The following is a 16,698-nucleotide window of genomic DNA, read 5'->3' as shown; positions in this document are numbered from 1 at the left end:
CGCAGGCAATCGTGCCCGTATCACTCCTCCGGACGCATCCGCGTGCCGATCTGCGCGTTCAACGCCAGCGATGCCATCGCCAATCCTTCCAGCACGCGGTCGCCCACGTATTCGCTGTCTGCGCCGTTCTGACGAACGCGTTCGGCGGCCAGCAGCAGTTCCAGGGTGACGCGCTGGCCTGCCACGGCGCAGTCTGCGTCACCCAGCGCCATGCGGCGGCCGGGCATCGGGTGCCGCTCAGGCCAGGGCTGGCCATCGGCGGCGGCCCCCTTGCCGATGCGGTCGAGGGTGGCGAGGAAGCCGAGCGGGTCGCGTTTGCGTGGGGGTTCCGCTGGCGCGTCTGCGTTGGCGGGCGCGTGGTGCGCGTGCGTACGGGGGAATTCCGGTGTGCTCATGGCAAGGCTCCGTGCAGGACAGACGGTAGCCGCCACACAAAGGTGGCGGGCGGAGACGTGGCTCGAAAACCGGGAGATCACGCATAAGACCGGCAGGCACAAGGCCTCCACGCTCCGCCCACCATGGCCGGCAGACGGATTGCCCGCCGGCGCCACACAAGGTGACGCCGGCGGGCGAGCGCAAACAACGGACGTGATCTAACGGGTTTTCGAGGCCCGGCCACCCTTTCCGGTGGCCCGCCATCTGTACCGCTGTCGCCGCGCAACGCCAATGAGAACAGTTGCAAACAGCGCCTGACCGAAGACGCTTTCGGCATTCTCGCATGCGGTTAAGTGGCCGCAGGCCGAGGCGGCGCAATGGCCTCCGCCGTTCGGGGAATATGCGACAGGGTTGGTGATTGACGCGAGTCTGCCACCGCGCCCAGAGGCCAATGACGACATGACCTCACACGCTCGAAGGGTCAGGTCAGAGGCCGGACGACGCGCCCATGACCGACCACGCGTGCACCCTCGCATATCTCAACTGGGGCCCCCGGCTGCAGCGCCGCATATGAAACGGCAGGCGCGTAAACCAGTGTGGCCACGGCAGTCAGTGGACGCCCAACCGGGAAAACAGTGTCGGCGCCCACGAACGCAACGCCAAGCAGCGTGTCATCGGGTGGCACGCGCAGGTGCGGCCGATAGCCGTTGGCCGAGGCCGGTTGAGAGCGCCCGCCCTGTTCCGGTGTGAGGAAGGTGAGCTCGAGTTCTACGCGTGCATCCTGCGTCACGCTACTTGCCTGCGCTGCGCTCGTCCTTGCCATCTTCACCCTGTCCCTCTCCCCGGCTCTGCGCGAACTCCGGGAAGGTCTTGGCGATCGAATCCTTGTCCGGCAGGATGTAGAACACGCCGCCCTTCTGGAACGTGGACGCCACGATCTGCTCGTAGAACGCGGCGGAAACATTGATGCAGCCGTGGGTGACGCGGTTGTCGTCGGGCGAGGGCGAGGCCAGTCGTTCGGCGCGCTTCTCTTTCGGCGTGCCCGGCGGCAGCGGATGCAGCGAGACGGCCGAATCGTAGTCCACCCACAGCACGCGTCCGGCATCGTCGGAGGGGCCGTAGCCGCCGATGAAGCGGCCAGCAGGAGTGGTGCGGTCGCGGCCGGGAATCGCGCTCAGTGCGAGCTTGGCCACGCCCGGTGCGGAATGATCGCCGATGGCCGAACCAAACAACGCCGGGGCGGCGCCGCGTAGTTTGCCGTCACCGCCGAACACCAGTACCTGTGCTGCGGCCTTGTCCATCACGGCGAACGGATAGCCCTGGTTGTCCTTGCTGGCGACAACCCAGCCAGCCAGTTCAATCACCGTCTCGGAAACGTGCTGGTCCGGCGGCAGTTCATCGGCAGCCGAAACCGGTTGTACGGGTGCGTCGTCCTTCGCGTCCTTTGCGTGGGCTACGCCACTGCACGCGACGGCCAGCGCCAGGGCCAGTGCGGCGTGCAGGGCGCGGCGTGCAGGGGAGGAGGAAGTACGAATGGGACGGCTCCTTGCAATGCAATCTTCGGTGGAAGGAGGCCAGTGGCCGGCGAAGGCCACTGGTTCCCGGTACAGATGTGGATCAATTCAAACAGTGAGGGAGCGGTTACCCGCGCGGCTTGCGGCCGGACGGTGCCCGTTCAAGCTGCTGCACGCGACCTTCAATCTGATCCAGACGCTGGTTGGCCTGCTGTGCGGACTGGTTGGCCGATTCAGCGCTCTGTGCGGCACCCTGCACCTTTACATCGAGCTGGTCGAGGCGCGAGTTGATGGTGGCAAACTCGTTCTTGTAGGACGCACAAGCGCCAAGGCTGACGGTTGCGATGAGCGCTACAGCAAGTGCGCGGGCCGTCTTCATGTGTTGCGGGTTCAGGTTCATTGCACTCCCTCCTTCGTCTGGGGAAGCTGGAATATAGCGGCGTTTGTTCCCCACGCTGACAAGCGCTTTCAGCTGAAATTGGAAGACGTGGAAGCGTTGTGAAATATGTTCGTCAGCAAAGCTTAACGAGTGAGATCAGGCGAGCTGATGCGCACACAGGCGATGGCCTCGCGGTTGCTCGAATCGTCCAATTCATCAGCCTGAAGGCGGCGTCATTTCTACCTGTTTCCCACCGGCCCACACGCCGGGCGCCATTCACTTGCAGCCAGCAGCGCCGGCGCACTGTCCGGACGCACGTTCAGCAGCGTGGCAATCGCGCTGCGTTGGTCGGACGCGTGTGCAACGTAGTCAGCCGCAATGCGGTAACCGATCCAGTAGCCAAGATCGCCACGACGCGTTTCATCGCCGGGTCCGTTGTAGAGCCATTGCGACAGGTCGGTGCCGGCGCTGTCCTGGGCGAACTGGCGTTCCAGCGCGCACTCGCGGCCCTGGGTCCAGCGGCGCAGATGCGCGTTGGCCGGTTGCCCGGAGATCAGTTCGGCCACGTACTCGGCGCCTCCTTCCAGCAGCGTCTGATAGAGCAGGGTCGGTTGCGCAACGTCCGCGCTCGCGCCGGGCTGCTGGATGTGCACATACTCATGGGCGATCAGGTGCACGAAGCGGTCGCTCACATCGGCCTGCATCCAGTCTGCGTTGCACAGCGCTTCCAGCCCGATCACCACACCCTCGGGCGTGGTGACACCGCCGCTGTTGCCCCGGCCCACCAGCACCGTCACCGGGGGGAAGCGTGCCTCCGGCAGCAGCGTGCCCAGCCGGCCGAGCGCGGCGGCGACGCGGGTGCGGACGGCGGGCAGGGCAGTCGCGCAGCGGCGTGCCTTCTCGAACAGCGCCGGCTTGTCCTGGATCGCGCGCGCGAGCCGTTCCATCGAACCGATGCGGCTTGCGGTGAAACCGTGCAATGCCTTGCTGCCCGGATCCAGGTAATGGCGCTGCAGATCCTGCGCGCTCGGCCGTCCCTGGTTGGCATCAAGCACCTGGAAGAAGCGCGCGACATCCCCGGTCTGGATGACCACGTGTTCGGCGGCAGGCGCGCGAGCGGCGGCCTGCGCGGGCAGCGCTGAAGCAAACAGGATCCAGGGCAGCAATACCTGCAGCAATCCGTAGAGGCGGCGCGGCGCAACGTGTGATGCAACGGATGACAGCTTCATCAGGTTCCCCAAAGGGCTCGAACTGGCGAGCATCGCGCTAGTGAGCGAAGATGGAGCGAGTACCTTCTATGCGGAGCGCGACCCGCTGCCGTTGGCACCAACAACGTTCGTGAAAACAACGGTCTATCCTCTACTGCAGAGGGGCTGTCACACCCTGCCAGACCACAGCCTTGCGGAGGCACTTCTAGCCTTCCTGAGGGGCCAGCGATCCCCTCACATCATCGCTGACTATCCGAATGACCTTCGACTGTTCCGCCAGGTCATATCGTGGTGCCGCCCTGGAGCAGGGTGCCGGCTGGAAGAGCTACAAAGCGTCCCATGTACTTTGATGGAAAGGGATCGCTTCACCACTTCCCATTTAGAGAGTTGGTTCTCTAAACACCCAGACCTACTCTTGAGTCGCCATCACGCATTGGTCGATGCGAATGCCCTTCGCATGGCATGGATGGTCTCAACCGGTCGCCTAGATGATAATTTCGATGAACAAGAATAGGCTGATATGGCTGCCCATCTCCAATCCACGCCCTGCTGAGCGCTAAGTGTTGTCGTCTTTCGGGCATAGGCGTCATTCCGCGCGACAGGTACGTATCTCGCTCGTAATACCGTCCCCTGAGTACTTTGCTACTGCATGCCGCTGCCCCCGTTCCAGTCTCGCTCGCCTCCGACGGCATCGACCAGATCATGCGCACCACTTAATCTGACCATTTGTTACCCAGAAATGAGATCGGCAACCGGTAGACTTCCAGATTGATGGCTTCAAAGTTGGCCTGCCAATTTGGTCAATGTGCAGGCTCCAATTTTGATCGACCTCCTCGACAAGTAGTAGTTCAATAACCTCGCCGCAGCCGCAGGGACAGTTCAGACCTAGCGACCATTGCTCCCCGTGATCTAACATAAGGACTGCATGCCGGTTCCTGAAACGCTCTGGCAGTTGATCGCCTTGCATTGAGATCACCTTCAGATCGCCCCTGATATAGGAGGTTGCGCGCCTGAAGGCATTGAGTATTGAATCTAAAATTCTCATGCCTCATCCTCAAGAGCTGGCATCCCCAAGAGCGGCTTGCGTAGCCCGTATGCCAGTGGCAGCATCTCGCTGGTAGTGAGGTCCCGAAAGGATTCTTCCGTGTCTTCGCTGACGACAAGATCAAACTCGGATCGGTTGAAGCCCTCGTTAGCGTCCGCGCGATAGTGGTAAAGCCTCGCCACTGCCTCTAGGACCACCGCGCTTGCTCCACGCATGTTGACGCAGATTACCGAGGGCGCCTCCTCGTTTGCTCCAGGCATGTAACCTTCTTGAACTTGCTGCTCATAAGCAGCAGTGTCGCGCTTTCGTAGATCTTCAGCGCGAAGCCCGGCTGCGCTGTATACCTCTCGATCTAACAATGTTGGGCTGCCCGGATAGACGTAATCAACGCGTCCCGCAATGCTAGCAATCTTGGTCTTTCCCCCTGGCTTCCTTACCGGAATAGTGACTCCAACATCGAACAAAGGCTGAAGCATTGCTCGTGCAATTCGGTCGGCTACGTGGCGCCCTTCTTCACTATCAACGCAACTGAAGACCAAGTCTGCCTGCGCTACCGCCTCCACAGCGATCCGACACCCTATATCTCGAGGCACTGCAATGATGTCTGTATCGGGACTGATCAACGATGCAGCTGACCTGAAGGCCTCTACCTTCAAATCTCCGTTCCGCGCATGATCTGGAGTCGTGTTAAGGATTCTGTTGAGGTTCTTCGGCTCGACATGGTCCGAGTCGACCAGAATCAGCTGACCCATCCCCATGCGCAAGAGCTGCTCAGCCACGATGCTACCCGTGCCCGATACACCAATAACAGCTGCGCTCAGTCTCCCAAGCTCGGCCGTCATTTGGGAGGAGAAGGCCAGGGGTCTATTGGCCGTCAACGGCTGGTCATCCCAGAAGAAGTAGACGTCCGATCCGTAAATGGCAACGAGGTTGACCGTTTCGGGTTCAGACCTCCCGTTGCCGCCATACAGCCTTGCCCGAATGGCGCCTGATGGCAGCATGATTGCGCTGCCGTGAACTATCGTTCCAGGATGCGATCTGCGACGTGACGCGAAGACTGGGGGGATGATCTCACGGTCGGACTCGTCGTCCAGATCAGAGAAATCTTCGTATCCGTTGGGGTGGGAGTGAATGAAAACCAGGGAGAGATCCTCCTGATCCGCGATGCCGATGGCTTTATCGATGTAGTCCCCTGGCCAGGTAAGACGCCTGCTGCTCCTTTCGCATTCGGCGTGGGGTACGGTGACCACCTCTTTTACCAGGAGCTTTACGCCTTCGTTCGTCACGCGACTACAGACAAGAATAGCTGCAGCCTCCAGCCCGTCTCCAGGGAACAGATGTCCTTGCAGGTGCTGAAAATCCGCGCCTGCAAGGACCAGGGTGTTTGCCCGGATCACGCCCCCACCTCACGGCCGAGCGACTCTTCCACCAAACCAAAGTGAGTCCGCACGTTGTCTTTGCCCGGCACCCAAGGCGCGGTCGGATCGCGGTGGCGCGACCAGCGCTGCCACTGCAGTCCATCAATGGTTTCGATGTGTTCACACGCAGCGAGCGGTACGCCACTGGCGAGGGCCAGAGGCGGGTGACAGTAGAACATGTCGATCTCAGCGGTCGGATATTGAGCGGGCACCTCCACTGCAATCCTGCACGCGTTCGTGGTGTATCCAGCAGGAAGTGGATATGAGTCCACTACAAGCCAGCGGCGGCCTTCGTCGAAGGTCTGCCAGCCCCAAGCAGTGCCATCCAGGAACTCCACATCCTGATCGAGCAAGCTAAATGCTCGCCGCATGCTGGCAGCCTCGCCATTGTTCACCTTGCGCGGCCGGTACCACAGCCTTTCGATCCCTTCGCGGCCCAAGTCAAGCGTGTCGGTCAGTTCCACAGTTTCGCGCTTGCCGCCAACAAACTTGAACAGGATGGTGTACTCCTTGGTCAGATCTGCACCCGCCGCTTCCATGGCCTCCCGCACAGGCACTAGCTGCTTGTCCCACTCGGTGCGCTCTCCCTGAATGTCGAGGTACCAGGTACGGCGAGCCACTTTAGTGTAGAAGCGCTCGAGCCCGGGAGCAGCAAGATCGACAGTTACTTCCTGATGGAAGGGCTGGTCAGGGACGTTCTGCCGCTCGATCCAGACCTCCCTTTCGGGACCAATCCGACCGATCCGCTTGGTGATCTTCAGAGTCAGCGGGCCGGCCCACGCGAAACGCTCGTCATCGAGCATGAAGTAAGACACGCCGTCGGACTCGGCGGCGAAGAACGTAGCAGGCTCCTCAGAATGGCGGAGGTGGAGCACCTCATCCAGGCCAATCTCACGGGTAGGCCCGGTAGCAGGCCAGGCGATCAGGGCATAAGCGGTCTCCGGACGGAGGCCGGCGGTCGCGAGAATCTGACGCCCCGTAGGCGTAGCATCAGCTACAACATACGAGCGGTCATTTACGACCACAGTGGCCTTATCCGGAGGCTGGTGTGACTGTTGCGAGATGTCGTCGGTCATGGCGGAAGTCCTGTAGGAAGGGTCGTCATCGTTCGGCACACCGAACGCGACGGGCACAGGTTGCTCCTTGCCCATTGTTCTGTCAACCCCTACGATTTCGTTCGTTATAACAATACAATAGGCGGCTTTGCGCCTTAGGACCCGATATGCCTTCCATGCTCGGTGAGAAGATCAGAAACCGCAGAATCGCTTTGAATCTAAGCTTGGAAGAGTTGGCCAAGCGCACCGGCTCAAGCAAGGGGTACCTATGGGAATTGGAGAACAGGGACAAGCCGAACCCGTCCGCCGAGAAGCTAACAAAGCTGGCCGCGGCGCTTGATCTCACAATGGAGTTCTTGCTGGAGGGTTCGACTGTGGATGCTGGTCAATCAGTTTTGGATCAGGCATTCTTCAGGCGATACCAAAATCTTGACCCGCGTCACAAAGAGAAAGTGCAGAAGTTCATGGATATGTGGGACGACGAAGACTGACAGGGATAGCCGATGGCCAAGAGCCCTATCGCAGAAGCAAACAGCGTTTCTTCACTGTTGAACCAGGTTCTGGGGGCGGAACGCTTTCCAGTGGATGTGAAAGAACTTGCGCTTGAGTACTCTCGTCAGCGATTCCCGGGCGAACCAATTTCCAGCGTGAAAGCGCTGGTAGCTCCTGGCTTTGAGGGGATGCTTGTAAAACATCCAAGCCAGAGCAAGTGGAAGATTGGCTACAACGATCAGATCCAGTCGGCAGGACGAATCCGCTTCACGCTCGCCCATGAGTTCGGGCACTACCTGCTGCATCGAACACTCCGAACTGACTTCCAGTGCACTGATGAGGATATGTACGATTGGGATTCGGTGCAGCGAGTTATCGAGTCTGAGGCGGATGTCTTTGCATCCTACTTACTGATGCCGCTTGATGATTTCAGGCGGCAGACGTTGGGGCAGCCTGTCGGGATTGAACTGATCCTGCACTGCGCGGCGCGGTATGGCGTTTCGCCCATGGCCGCAGCTCTTAAGTGGTCCGAGATTGCTCCCAAACGTGCAGTTGTCTTGGCGGTGCGCGATGGGTTTGTCCTATGGGCTCGCTCAAACCGTGCGGCCGCGATGTCTGGCGCATACCTTGCACCAAAGCGAAATCTGGTAGAGGTGCCTAGCGCCTCGTCGCTGTATGAGTGCTCGGTCGAAGACAATGGTGTCAGTACTGAACTCCCAGCACGCATCTGGTTTCCGCAGGAGCCACATGACATGTCGCTCAGGGAACACGTCTATGTGTCTGGAGGCAACTACGGCTATACGCTGGCCATCTTGGAACTTCCTGAAGCCATCCCAAGATGGGAACGGGAAGACGAAGGCGTCGATGAAGATCTCCTTGCACCTATCTCGAGCCCCAATTGGCGGCGTAAGGGGTAGAGCTGAAGTTCCAACTCAGACCGGATTCAGCCACCCGCGCCAAGGCATCTTCTTCGGGACTGGGTACCTTTACGGAGTCAGCAACACTTTCACAGGCTAACTATCCACCTAGCCTGTATGGCGTCGACCGAATCCCCCCATTCCATGTCTCCGGATTGTCCATGACTCCGATTACCCTCGCGCGCTTTGACGCCCTAGGTGGCTACTGCCGGCTGGGGCCAGCGATGTGGCTTATTGAGGAGTGCGGCTGGTACGAGTCTGACGACGGACGGCTTCTAGGACTGATCTTGCGCGACCGCCAAGATGGGGACTATCAAGGGGTGCTGTTCGCCCGGGACCGAGCAGAGCGCTTTCGTTGGGTGCACGGAACCTCCTTCTTTGATGAGCCGGGTTTGGCGCTAGACGAGCTTCGTAGACAGCAAGCTGGCGTTTCAGAAGGTCTTGAAGAGGAACGTGAGCAAGGGGATGAGCCTTCGGAGGCAATGGACTTCTTTGCCCTGCGCGTTCCGCAGGCGCGATTGCATCCTAGCTTTCAATCGCTGAGTAACAGTAGCGGCTACAGTCCGGCCCGCGAGTTGATCAGTTCTATGATGCGGTGGCACGAAGACATCGACGGGAACTACGTTGAGCAGTTTCAGTCCAATGCTTTTGACGCTCGCCTTCTGGAGCTTTACGTATTCGGCCTGCTAGTGGAGAACAGGTTCTCACTCGATCAGACAAACTTCGCGCCCGACTTCATGGCCAACGATGGAATTGCTGAGATTGCCATTGAGGTCACCACCTGCAACCCCACACTGGACGGTTTTGGTAACGCCGTGCCTGCGCCGCAGCCGCGGTCACGCGAAGAGCAGACGACCTACCTGAAAGAGTACATCCCCATCAAGTTTGGCAGCGCGCTAACGTCCAAACTACGCAAGCGCTACTGGGAGCTGCCTCATGTAGCCGGCAAGCCGCTTGTTTTCGTGATTCAAGACTTTCATGCGCCAGCTTCAATGATGTTTGCTCGCACTGGCCTAAGCATCTACCTCTACGGATACGACTACCAGTGGCATCGAGACGAGGATGGCAACTTGGAGATTTTGCCGCAAAGGGTCGTCGAGCATCGTTGGCTAAACAAGGTCATCCCATCAGGTTTCTTTGATCTGCCCGAGGCAGAGAATGTCAGCGCCGTTCTTTTCAACAACAGCGCGACTCTGAGCAAGTTCAATCGGATGGGTTCTGTCGCCGGCATGGGCTCGGAACACGTACGAATGTTCCACATTGGTACGGCCCTAGATCCTGATCCCAATGCTGCCGAACCACTCAAGTTTGCAATGGAAGTAGATGGGGACTACGAGGAGACTTGGTCCGAGGGGCTTGAGGTTTACCACAATCCCCGTGCACGACATCCGCTCGATCCAGATCACTTTCCCTCTGCCGTTCATCACCAACTGCAGCGGGATGGAATGATGTCAACCAAATGGGACGGCGGTTTCCATCCCCTCGCATCGATCACCCAGATCCTCACAGTTCGAGGGGAGCCGACCGCGACCGAATAGTAAAAGCTACCTGATGCGTATAGACCGCAGGTGCTCAGCAGAGGCTCTATCTGGCATCGAACTCAATTTCGGTCCGCGCCGCGCGGGTCCCGCTTTCGGCCAGGACCAGACATGGCCTAGCTGAAGGACACAGCTTACGCGGCAACAGGCCCAAGGCCCGTGCTCGGGCCGGCCGCCGGATCGGACAGCGCCCAATATCGTGGCTTCCTCTGAAGCCTGCTCGCGGGCGCTAGACCAACGCTAGCGCTGCCTCGACATCCAACAGTGCCTGTGCGCATCGTGGTGGTCCAACCGACGCTGCCCACAGTAGCTACCAGGCCCCTCGCCGGGTATCCCAGAATGGTCACTCAGCTAGGATTCTCACCGCTCAGGTCAGGCGAGCCAGTCTGTACACCATAGTTGTGCAGGTCTCCCGTCACCATAGTCCCTCCAAAACTGCACCAACTATGGTGTTCGCCCCAAGCGGCCCGCGAAGAGTTCCCTGAACGCCAGCCTTATTTATATACCAGTCAGTTCAATATTCAGGGTCGATTAGACCCCCTAACGGATAATTCACACCTGTCGACCGCCTCCTCTCTCTCCCCCTCCCGGGAGGCGGTCGGCGAAACCAAAATAATTAAAGGTGTGTCCCGATGAACAAGAATTCGCTGCTCGCCCTGGGTCTTCTGGCTGCTCTGCCGTTCGCTGCATCGGCAACCGACGGCCTGTCGTACAACTACGTTGAAGGCGGCTACGTGAACACCGATGCCAAGGGCGGCGACGCCGACGGCTGGAAGGTGAAGGGTTCGGTGGCGGTGCATCCGAACTTCCACGTCTTCGGCGACTACAGCGCCCAGGAGACCGACAAGTTCAAGAATGACGTCGACCAGTGGCGCCTGGGTGTCGGCTACAACTACGGCATCGCACCGAACACCGACCTGGTGGCCCGTGTTGCGTACCAGAAGTACGACGAAAAGCGTGGCCTGGACTTCAACGGCTACTCCACTGAAGTGGGCGTGCGCACCGCGTTCAATCCGTACGTGGAAGGCTATGTGCTGGCCGGCTACGAAGATTTCAGCAAGAAGCACGGCATCAACCCGGACGGCGAGTTCTACGGCCGCGTCGGCGCCACCGCCAAGTTCAACCAGAACTGGGGCCTGAGTGGCGAAGTGAAGCTGGCCAAGGCCGGCGACCGCGAGTGGTTCGTGGGCCCGCGCTTCACCTGGTAACAAACGCCTGTCGTTAGTGCGTGTTGTGCTGGCGTGTGACTCTCTCTCCCACACGCCAACCGAAGCCCGGCCTCGCGCCGGGCTTCACTTTTTCCGGGGCCACTGAGGCATCGCTCATGCGCGGGCATACTGTCAGCCCACCGGATAGCGGATTCCGCATGCAGACCTCCCTTTGCGCTTACGTGCAGCAGGCCGATGGCAACACCGTGCAGGTGGTGCTTGTGGACACCACCGCGCAGCCGGCGCTGGGTGCGCTTGGTCTTCAGGGCGTGCCGCCAATCCTGCATGCCTGTGTCGCCGACGATGCTGCCAAGGCCCGCATGTTCGTCGCGTTGCGTGATCTGGGTGTGGCCTTCTCGGCGGGACGCGAGTGGTGCCCGGCCGAGGTGTTCGCCTGGCTGCGCGAACGCGGCCTGCTGGAAGGCGCGTACCTGCGCATCGCCTGGACGGGCCCGCAGCAGTTCCAGTTGACCCGGGCGTAGTGCGGCGCTGCTGGCAGCGGAACGAGAACCGCTCCGGCCGCGCGCAGGTGGTTCGGCTATGATCGCCCGCACATCGCCACGCGATGCGCCCGCCTCAAGCCAGCAGGAACAGCCGTGAACTCCCAGCCCGCACCGATCACCGCCCTCAACCACACGCTCGACAACGAGCCGCAGCAGATCACTGCGCCGCTGACCCACTCGGCCGCGTTCCTGGTGCTGAAGGTGAAGGATGACGAGGCCTCGATCGCGAAGGCGCGCGAGGTGCTGGCCAGCACCGATGACCTGATCAAGAACACCGCCATCCGCGAGATCGAGCGCACCTTCACCTGCAACGTGGCCATTGGTCATCGCGTGTGGCAGCCGCTGGTGGGCACCACGCCGCCGCGCGAACTGCACCCGTTCCGCGAGATCAAGGGCGCCATCCACACCGCGGTGTCCACCCCGGGCGACCTGCTGTACCACATCCGGGCGCGCACCATGGACCTGATCGTGGCGTTCGAGCGCAACCTGCTGATGGCCTTCGGCGATGCGGTGGAGGCGGTGGATGACGTGGCCGGTTTCCGCTACTTCGATGGCCGCGACCTGCTCGACTTCGTCGATGGCACCGCCAATCCGGAAGGGCTGTCGCTGCCGGAGGCGACGATCGTCGGCGACGAGGATCCGGACCACGCCGGCGGCAGCTACGTGGTGGTGCAGAAGTACCTGCACAACCTCGATGCCTGGCGCGCGCAGAAGACCGAGGCACAGGAAGCGATCATCGGCCGCACCAAGCACGACAACATCGAACTGGACGACGCGCCAGCCGACGCGCAGAAGTCGCACAAGACGCTGTGCACCATCGAAGACGCCGACGGCGAGCACGAGATCCTGCGTGACAACATGCCGTTCGCCAACCCGGGCCGCGGTGAGTACGGCACCTACTTCATCGGTTACACGCGCCGCCTGTGGGTGATCGAGACGATGCTGGAGCGGATGTTCATCGGCAATCCAGCACCGCTGCACGACCGCATCCTCGACTTCTCCACTGCCGTGACCGGCGGAACCTTCTTCGCGCCGGCGCGCAAGGTGCTGGCCGACCTGGGCGAGTGATCCACGCACGCGTATGCATCTGGAGGACGTATGTCTGTATTGAGAGGCCCTTTCCTGGCGGCGTTGTTCATGGGTATTGCTGGCTGCTCGACAGCACCTGGTCTGCTTGAACAAGCACCCGAGTCATTTGATTCTTCGAAATCGGTGCAGCAGGTCACCGTGTGCCTGTCCCAGACGTGGACCCAGCGCAACAAGGTTGTGCGCGTCCTGCCCACCGAATCCGGGCAGCGCATTGTCATCGACAACCCTGTAAACCATGGGGTGATTGCCATTGTCGAGCTTGCCTCTGCCCCGGCCGGTACGTCTGCACGCTACTGGAAGGGCGCAGGTCTCACCGGCTGGACGCGCGATGATCTGAAGACCTGCCTGGACTGATCAAAGGCAACCCTCCTCCGTCGGGTAAGCTCGACGCGCCCCATCATCACGGCCCGCCATCTGCCTGTCATCTACCGCGCCGACCATGACGCGCTGGATGCGAGTGGAGGAGGCCGGCGATGGCTGCAGCAGGACACAGGAACGGCGCACGCCGCTGGTGGCGGCCGCTGGCTGCTTTGTTCGGTGCGCTGGCACTGGGCAGCGGCAGCGTGTCCGCGCAGGAGGCACCTGCGCACTGGATGGCCTATGCCGCTGCCGTAGGTGGGCAGCTGCAGCAGCGCCTGCAGCAGGAACAGGACTCGCAGGCGCAGCGTGTGCTGGCGTGGCTGCAGGCGCACCCGGACATGCCGGCACCGCTGCCGGTAAGCCTGTGGATCACCGCCGATGGGCGCATTTCGAAGCTGGCATTCGACAGCCTGGGTGATGCCCAGGTGGATGCCGATCTGCGCGCGACGCTGCAGGCCAGCCCGTTGCCGGCGCCACCGGCGGACATGCGCCAGCCGCTGCGCCTGGGCTTGGTGCTTACCCGGTAGATCCACGCCACGCGTGGATGTGCTGGGTAGATGCCGACCTTGGTCGGCACGCACGCCAACCAAGGTTGGCAACTACCGGTAAACCCCATCCACGCATGGCGTGGATCTACCGGGTTGCTGCCTGCGGTGCGCGTGCCGCCGCCTGCCACGCGCGCAGGCCGAACACGGCCAGGCCAAGGAAGAACACGTACAGCGCGGCGGTCACGTGCAGTGACTTGAACAGATAGGCACCCACATACACCACGTCCACCGCGATCCACACCCACCAGCAGGCGGCGTGCCGGCGCGCCTGCCACCACTGCCCGACCAGGCTCAGCCCGGTCAGCAGGGCATCCAGCCACGGCAGCGCGGCGTCGGTGAAGCTGTGCATGACCGCCCCCAGCGCCAGGCCGCCACCCACGCCGATGGCCAGGTCGCGCAGCAGTTTGCCGCGCGCCAGTGGCACGATGCGGATGCTGCCTTCGTCGGCCGCATGCTGGCGCCAGTTGATCCAGCCATAGACCAGGAAGCCGCCGAAGATCACCTGCAGCAAGGTGTCCGAGTAGAGCTTGGCCTCGGCGAACACCAGTCCGTACAGCGCCACCGACAGCAGGCCCACCGGCCACGCGGCAAGCTGACGCCGGGCCATCAGCCAGACGCCCAGCACGCTGCACAGCGCGGCGGTCCACTCGAGCACGGCGCCGCTCACAGCGCGAAGGTCACCGACAGGCGCGCCTGCCTCGGTGCGCCGGGGAACAGGTAGTAGTCACCGCCGCTGCTGCCGGTATCGCGCCAGTAGAAGCGGTTGAACACGTTGTCCACCGACAGGTTCCAGGTCACCGCACGTTCGTGCAGGCGATGCTGGAAGCGCAGTCCGGCATCGAACACCGAGTAGTCCGGTGCACGCACGCCGCCATCGGCGCGGGCCACGTTGGCACCGGCGTAGCGCCAGCCGCCGGTGACATCCAGGCCCTGCGCGAACGGCAGCGCGTAGGCCACATGCACGCTGGCACGCACCTTCGGCACATTCACCAGCTGATGGCCTTCATAGGCCGGCGTGCCGGTGTCGCGCGCGCGCGCCTGCAGCACGCTGGCACTGGCGACGATCTGCAATGCATCCGTCAGCTGGCCGTTGGCGGTCAGCTCCAGGCCGGTGTGGGTCTGGGTGCCTTCTTCGACGAAGGTGTAGCCCACGTCGCTGTTGTCGGGCTGGGCGTACTGGTACGGCTGCGAAATGCGGAACACCGCCGCGCCCAGCGTCAGTGCTTCGACCGGCACGTACTTCACGCCCACTTCCAGCTGCCGCGACTGCACCGACGGCAGGAAGGTGTCGGCATTGCTGGTCCAGAACGGCGCTTCCTGGCCCAGCGAAATGCCGCGCACGTAGCTGGCATAGGCGTTGAGCTGGTCGGTGGCCTTCCACACCACTGCGGTCTGCGGCAGGAAGCGCGACAGGCGACTGTGCCGCTGCGGGACGCCGCGCTTGTCGTAGGCACGCTCGTCCAGGCGCACGAAGCGGCCACCGGCCAGCCACTGCCAGTCATCGCCGAAGCTCATCCGGTCCAGCGCGAAGAACGCGGTCTGGCGGCTGTCCAGGCGCCGTGCGGACGGACCCGGCATCTTCGGCGACGGCTCGAACACCGGCACCTGTGCGTCGTGGATGTTGCTGGTGCCGACGTACTCGTTGACGCTCGGGCGCTTGTCCACGGTGCGGCGGAAGTAGTCGGCACCGACGGTCAGCTGGTGACCGACGCTGCCGGTCTCGAAGCGGCCGCGCAGCTCGGCACGCGCCTGCTGGTTGCGGCGGGTGTCGTCCGGGCTGCGGTAGTCGTAGACGTCGTAGTCGCCGTTGGGCGCGAAGTAGTTGCCCGGCACGCTGCCGTCGGCACACTGCACGGCGTAGTAGCAGCCGTAGGCGAAGGCGACGTTGTCATCGATCACCGAGCGGCTGTGGCCAACCGAGACGCGCGACTGCCAGGCGTCATTGAAATCGTAGGTGTGCAGGGCGGTGATGTTGGTGCTGGCGATATCCACCGGGCGCTGCCACGGCTGGTAGCCCAGCAGGTGCTCGCGGTCGACGCCACGCGGCAGTTCGCGTGCGCCCAGCAGCTGGTAGCCCGAGACCGAGCGCTGCGAACTGGTCTGGTAGTTGGCGTCCACTTCCAGCTTGCCGCGTTCGCCGATCAGCCAGTCGGCGGCCAGCGAGTAGAAGTTGCGGCGGCCATCGGCGTGCTCGACATAGGCGTTGCTGGAATCCCACGCAGCGTTCAGGCGCAGGCCGAAGCGCGGGGTGATCCAATGACCGACATCGACGGCGACGTAGCGCGAGCCTTCCGAATCGGTGCCGAGCGTGGCGGTGCGCACTTCGGCCGGACGCTTGCCGATGTAGTTGATGATGCCGCCCGGCGCCATCACACCGGCAGCAAGCCCGGCTTCGCCTTTGAGGATCTCCACCGACTGCACGTTCTCCAGTGCCAGGCGCTGCTCGCCGGCGATGGACAGGCTGTTGAAGCGGTAGCCGGTGGCTGCGTCCAGCGCGAAGCCGCGGATGGCGATGTTCTGGTAGTAGCCCACCGGCGCATACGCATCGCCCAGTGAGGCATCGTTGCTGGCCAGCTCGGACAGCGTGCGCACCTGGCGACGGTCGAGGTAATCGCGTTCGAGCACGTTCACCGAGGCCGGCGTGTCTTTCCAGCTGCCGCCCCCGAAGGCGTTGACGCGCGAGGTATCGGTCTTCGGCTTGCCGGCCTGCACGCGCACCGCCGCCAGTTCGGTCGGCGAGCGTTCGGCGCCGGTGGCAGCCGCATCGGGGGAGGCATCGGCCTGGCTGGCATGCAGCGGCAGCGCGGCACAGAGGGCGAGGGCGAGCAGGGTGGGGCGCAGGCAGCGGTTCATTCGATTCGTCTTCGGACAACAAGGGAGACGAAGCGACGGCGCGCAGGTGCACCGGCCCGGAACGGGGGTGTGGCTGCGGCTCAAAGCTCCCTACGCCGGTGCAAACCGGATCAGGTTCCAAGGGACTCTCTCAGCCTGGCAGATCCAGGCACCCCCGCTTCAGATGACCATTTCACTACAAATGGTACGGATTTGC

At 62.3% G+C, this 16,698-nt stretch carries 17 protein-coding genes and 1 riboswitch; of the genes, 8 read left to right on the top strand and 9 right to left on the bottom strand.

Translation table 11 applies throughout. From position 1 onward, the window contains the following. Window positions 1-20 precede the first annotated feature (20 nt). The 7 genes from LZ605_RS14830 to LZ605_RS14805 form a co-directional block, all read right to left on the bottom strand. A complete protein-coding gene (locus LZ605_RS14830) occupies window positions 21-395 on the bottom strand; it encodes a hypothetical protein (protein WP_249842283.1) in 375 nt (124 codons plus the stop codon). A gap of 771 nt (window positions 396-1,166) precedes the next feature. Then, window positions 1,167-1,859, bottom strand: a complete 693-nt coding sequence (locus LZ605_RS14825) for a hypothetical protein (RefSeq protein WP_249844923.1) — start codon at window positions 1,857-1,859, stop codon at window positions 1,167-1,169. A gap of 157 nt (window positions 1,860-2,016) precedes the next feature. Then, window positions 2,017-2,289 carry a hypothetical protein gene (locus LZ605_RS14820; RefSeq protein ID WP_249842282.1) on the bottom strand — a complete coding sequence of 91 codons (273 nt, stop codon included), beginning with the start codon at window positions 2,287-2,289 and terminating at the stop codon, window positions 2,017-2,019. 218 nt (window positions 2,290-2,507) lie between these two features. After that, window positions 2,508-3,497, bottom strand: a complete 990-nt coding sequence (locus LZ605_RS14815; protein ID WP_249842281.1) for a DUF2268 domain-containing putative Zn-dependent protease — start codon at window positions 3,495-3,497, stop codon at window positions 2,508-2,510. Between the two features lie 679 nt (window positions 3,498-4,176). Further along, window positions 4,177-4,392: a DUF6527 family protein gene (locus tag LZ605_RS23205; protein ID WP_429001140.1), complete on the bottom strand. Its 216-nt coding sequence runs from the start codon at window positions 4,390-4,392 to the stop codon at window positions 4,177-4,179. Between the two features lie 125 nt (window positions 4,393-4,517). Further along, window positions 4,518-5,918, bottom strand: coding sequence for a ThiF family adenylyltransferase (locus LZ605_RS14810; RefSeq protein WP_249842280.1), 1,401 nt, complete (start codon window positions 5,916-5,918; stop codon window positions 4,518-4,520). Beyond that, window positions 5,915-7,015, bottom strand: a complete 1,101-nt coding sequence (locus LZ605_RS14805; RefSeq protein WP_249842279.1) for a multiubiquitin domain-containing protein — start codon at window positions 7,013-7,015, stop codon at window positions 5,915-5,917. Before LZ605_RS14805 ends, LZ605_RS14810 begins: the two co-directional genes overlap by 4 nt. 146 nt (window positions 7,016-7,161) lie before the next feature. On the opposite strand from LZ605_RS14805, the gene LZ605_RS14800 reads away from it, so the two are divergent. The 8 genes from LZ605_RS14800 to LZ605_RS14765 all read left to right on the top strand — a co-directional run bounded on the left by LZ605_RS14800 (window position 7,162) and on the right by LZ605_RS14765 (window position 13,628). Then, complete coding sequence (locus tag LZ605_RS14800; RefSeq protein ID WP_249842278.1) at window positions 7,162-7,485, top strand: helix-turn-helix domain-containing protein; 324 nt, start codon at window positions 7,162-7,164, stop codon at window positions 7,483-7,485. Between the two features lie 12 nt (window positions 7,486-7,497). Beyond that, the gene (locus LZ605_RS14795) at window positions 7,498-8,403 is read left to right on the top strand and encodes an ImmA/IrrE family metallo-endopeptidase (protein ID WP_249842277.1); all 906 of its coding nucleotides are present in this window, start codon (window positions 7,498-7,500) and stop codon (window positions 8,401-8,403) included. Window positions 8,404-8,564: 161 nt separating this feature from the next. Next, entirely contained in the window at window positions 8,565-9,941 is a 1,377-nt protein-coding gene (locus LZ605_RS14790; RefSeq protein ID WP_249842276.1) for a hypothetical protein, read from the top strand. Between the two features lie 632 nt (window positions 9,942-10,573). After that, entirely contained in the window at window positions 10,574-11,149 is a 576-nt protein-coding gene (locus tag LZ605_RS14785; protein WP_057496450.1) for an Ax21 family protein, read from the top strand. 158 nt (window positions 11,150-11,307) lie between these two features. Continuing rightward, on the top strand, window positions 11,308-11,631 hold the full coding sequence (locus LZ605_RS14780) for a hypothetical protein (RefSeq protein ID WP_249842275.1): 324 nt from the start codon (window positions 11,308-11,310) through the stop codon (window positions 11,629-11,631). Between the two features lie 114 nt (window positions 11,632-11,745). Then, window positions 11,746-12,720 (top strand): Dyp-type peroxidase, encoded by a 975-nt coding sequence (locus LZ605_RS14775; RefSeq protein WP_249842274.1) that lies wholly within the window; start codon window positions 11,746-11,748, stop codon window positions 12,718-12,720. Between the two features lie 30 nt (window positions 12,721-12,750). Continuing rightward, on the top strand, window positions 12,751-13,095 hold the full coding sequence (locus tag LZ605_RS14770; RefSeq protein ID WP_249842273.1) for a hypothetical protein: 345 nt from the start codon (window positions 12,751-12,753) through the stop codon (window positions 13,093-13,095). Between the two features lie 119 nt (window positions 13,096-13,214). Then, a complete protein-coding gene (locus LZ605_RS14765) occupies window positions 13,215-13,628 on the top strand; it encodes a TonB C-terminal domain-containing protein (RefSeq protein WP_249842272.1) in 414 nt (137 codons plus the stop codon). A 106-nt stretch (window positions 13,629-13,734) separates the two neighbouring features. On the opposite strand, the gene pnuC is transcribed toward LZ605_RS14765, so the two are convergent. Continuing rightward, a complete protein-coding gene (pnuC, locus tag LZ605_RS14760; RefSeq protein WP_249842271.1) occupies window positions 13,735-14,304 on the bottom strand; it encodes a nicotinamide riboside transporter PnuC in 570 nt (189 codons plus the stop codon). An 8-nt stretch (window positions 14,305-14,312) separates the two neighbouring features. Further along, window positions 14,313-16,502: a TonB-dependent receptor gene (locus tag LZ605_RS14755; protein WP_249842270.1), complete on the bottom strand. Its 2,190-nt coding sequence runs from the start codon at window positions 16,500-16,502 to the stop codon at window positions 14,313-14,315. A 70-nt stretch (window positions 16,503-16,572) separates the two neighbouring features. Continuing rightward, window positions 16,573-16,668: riboswitch (TPP riboswitch) on the bottom strand. Window positions 16,669-16,698 lie beyond the last annotated feature (30 nt).

The organism is Stenotrophomonas maltophilia (genome assembly GCF_023518235.1).
Classification (GTDB): domain Bacteria; phylum Pseudomonadota; class Gammaproteobacteria; order Xanthomonadales; family Xanthomonadaceae; genus Stenotrophomonas.
Note: the sequence above shows the minus strand (reverse complement) of the source record. Positions and strands in the feature narration are given on the sequence as shown.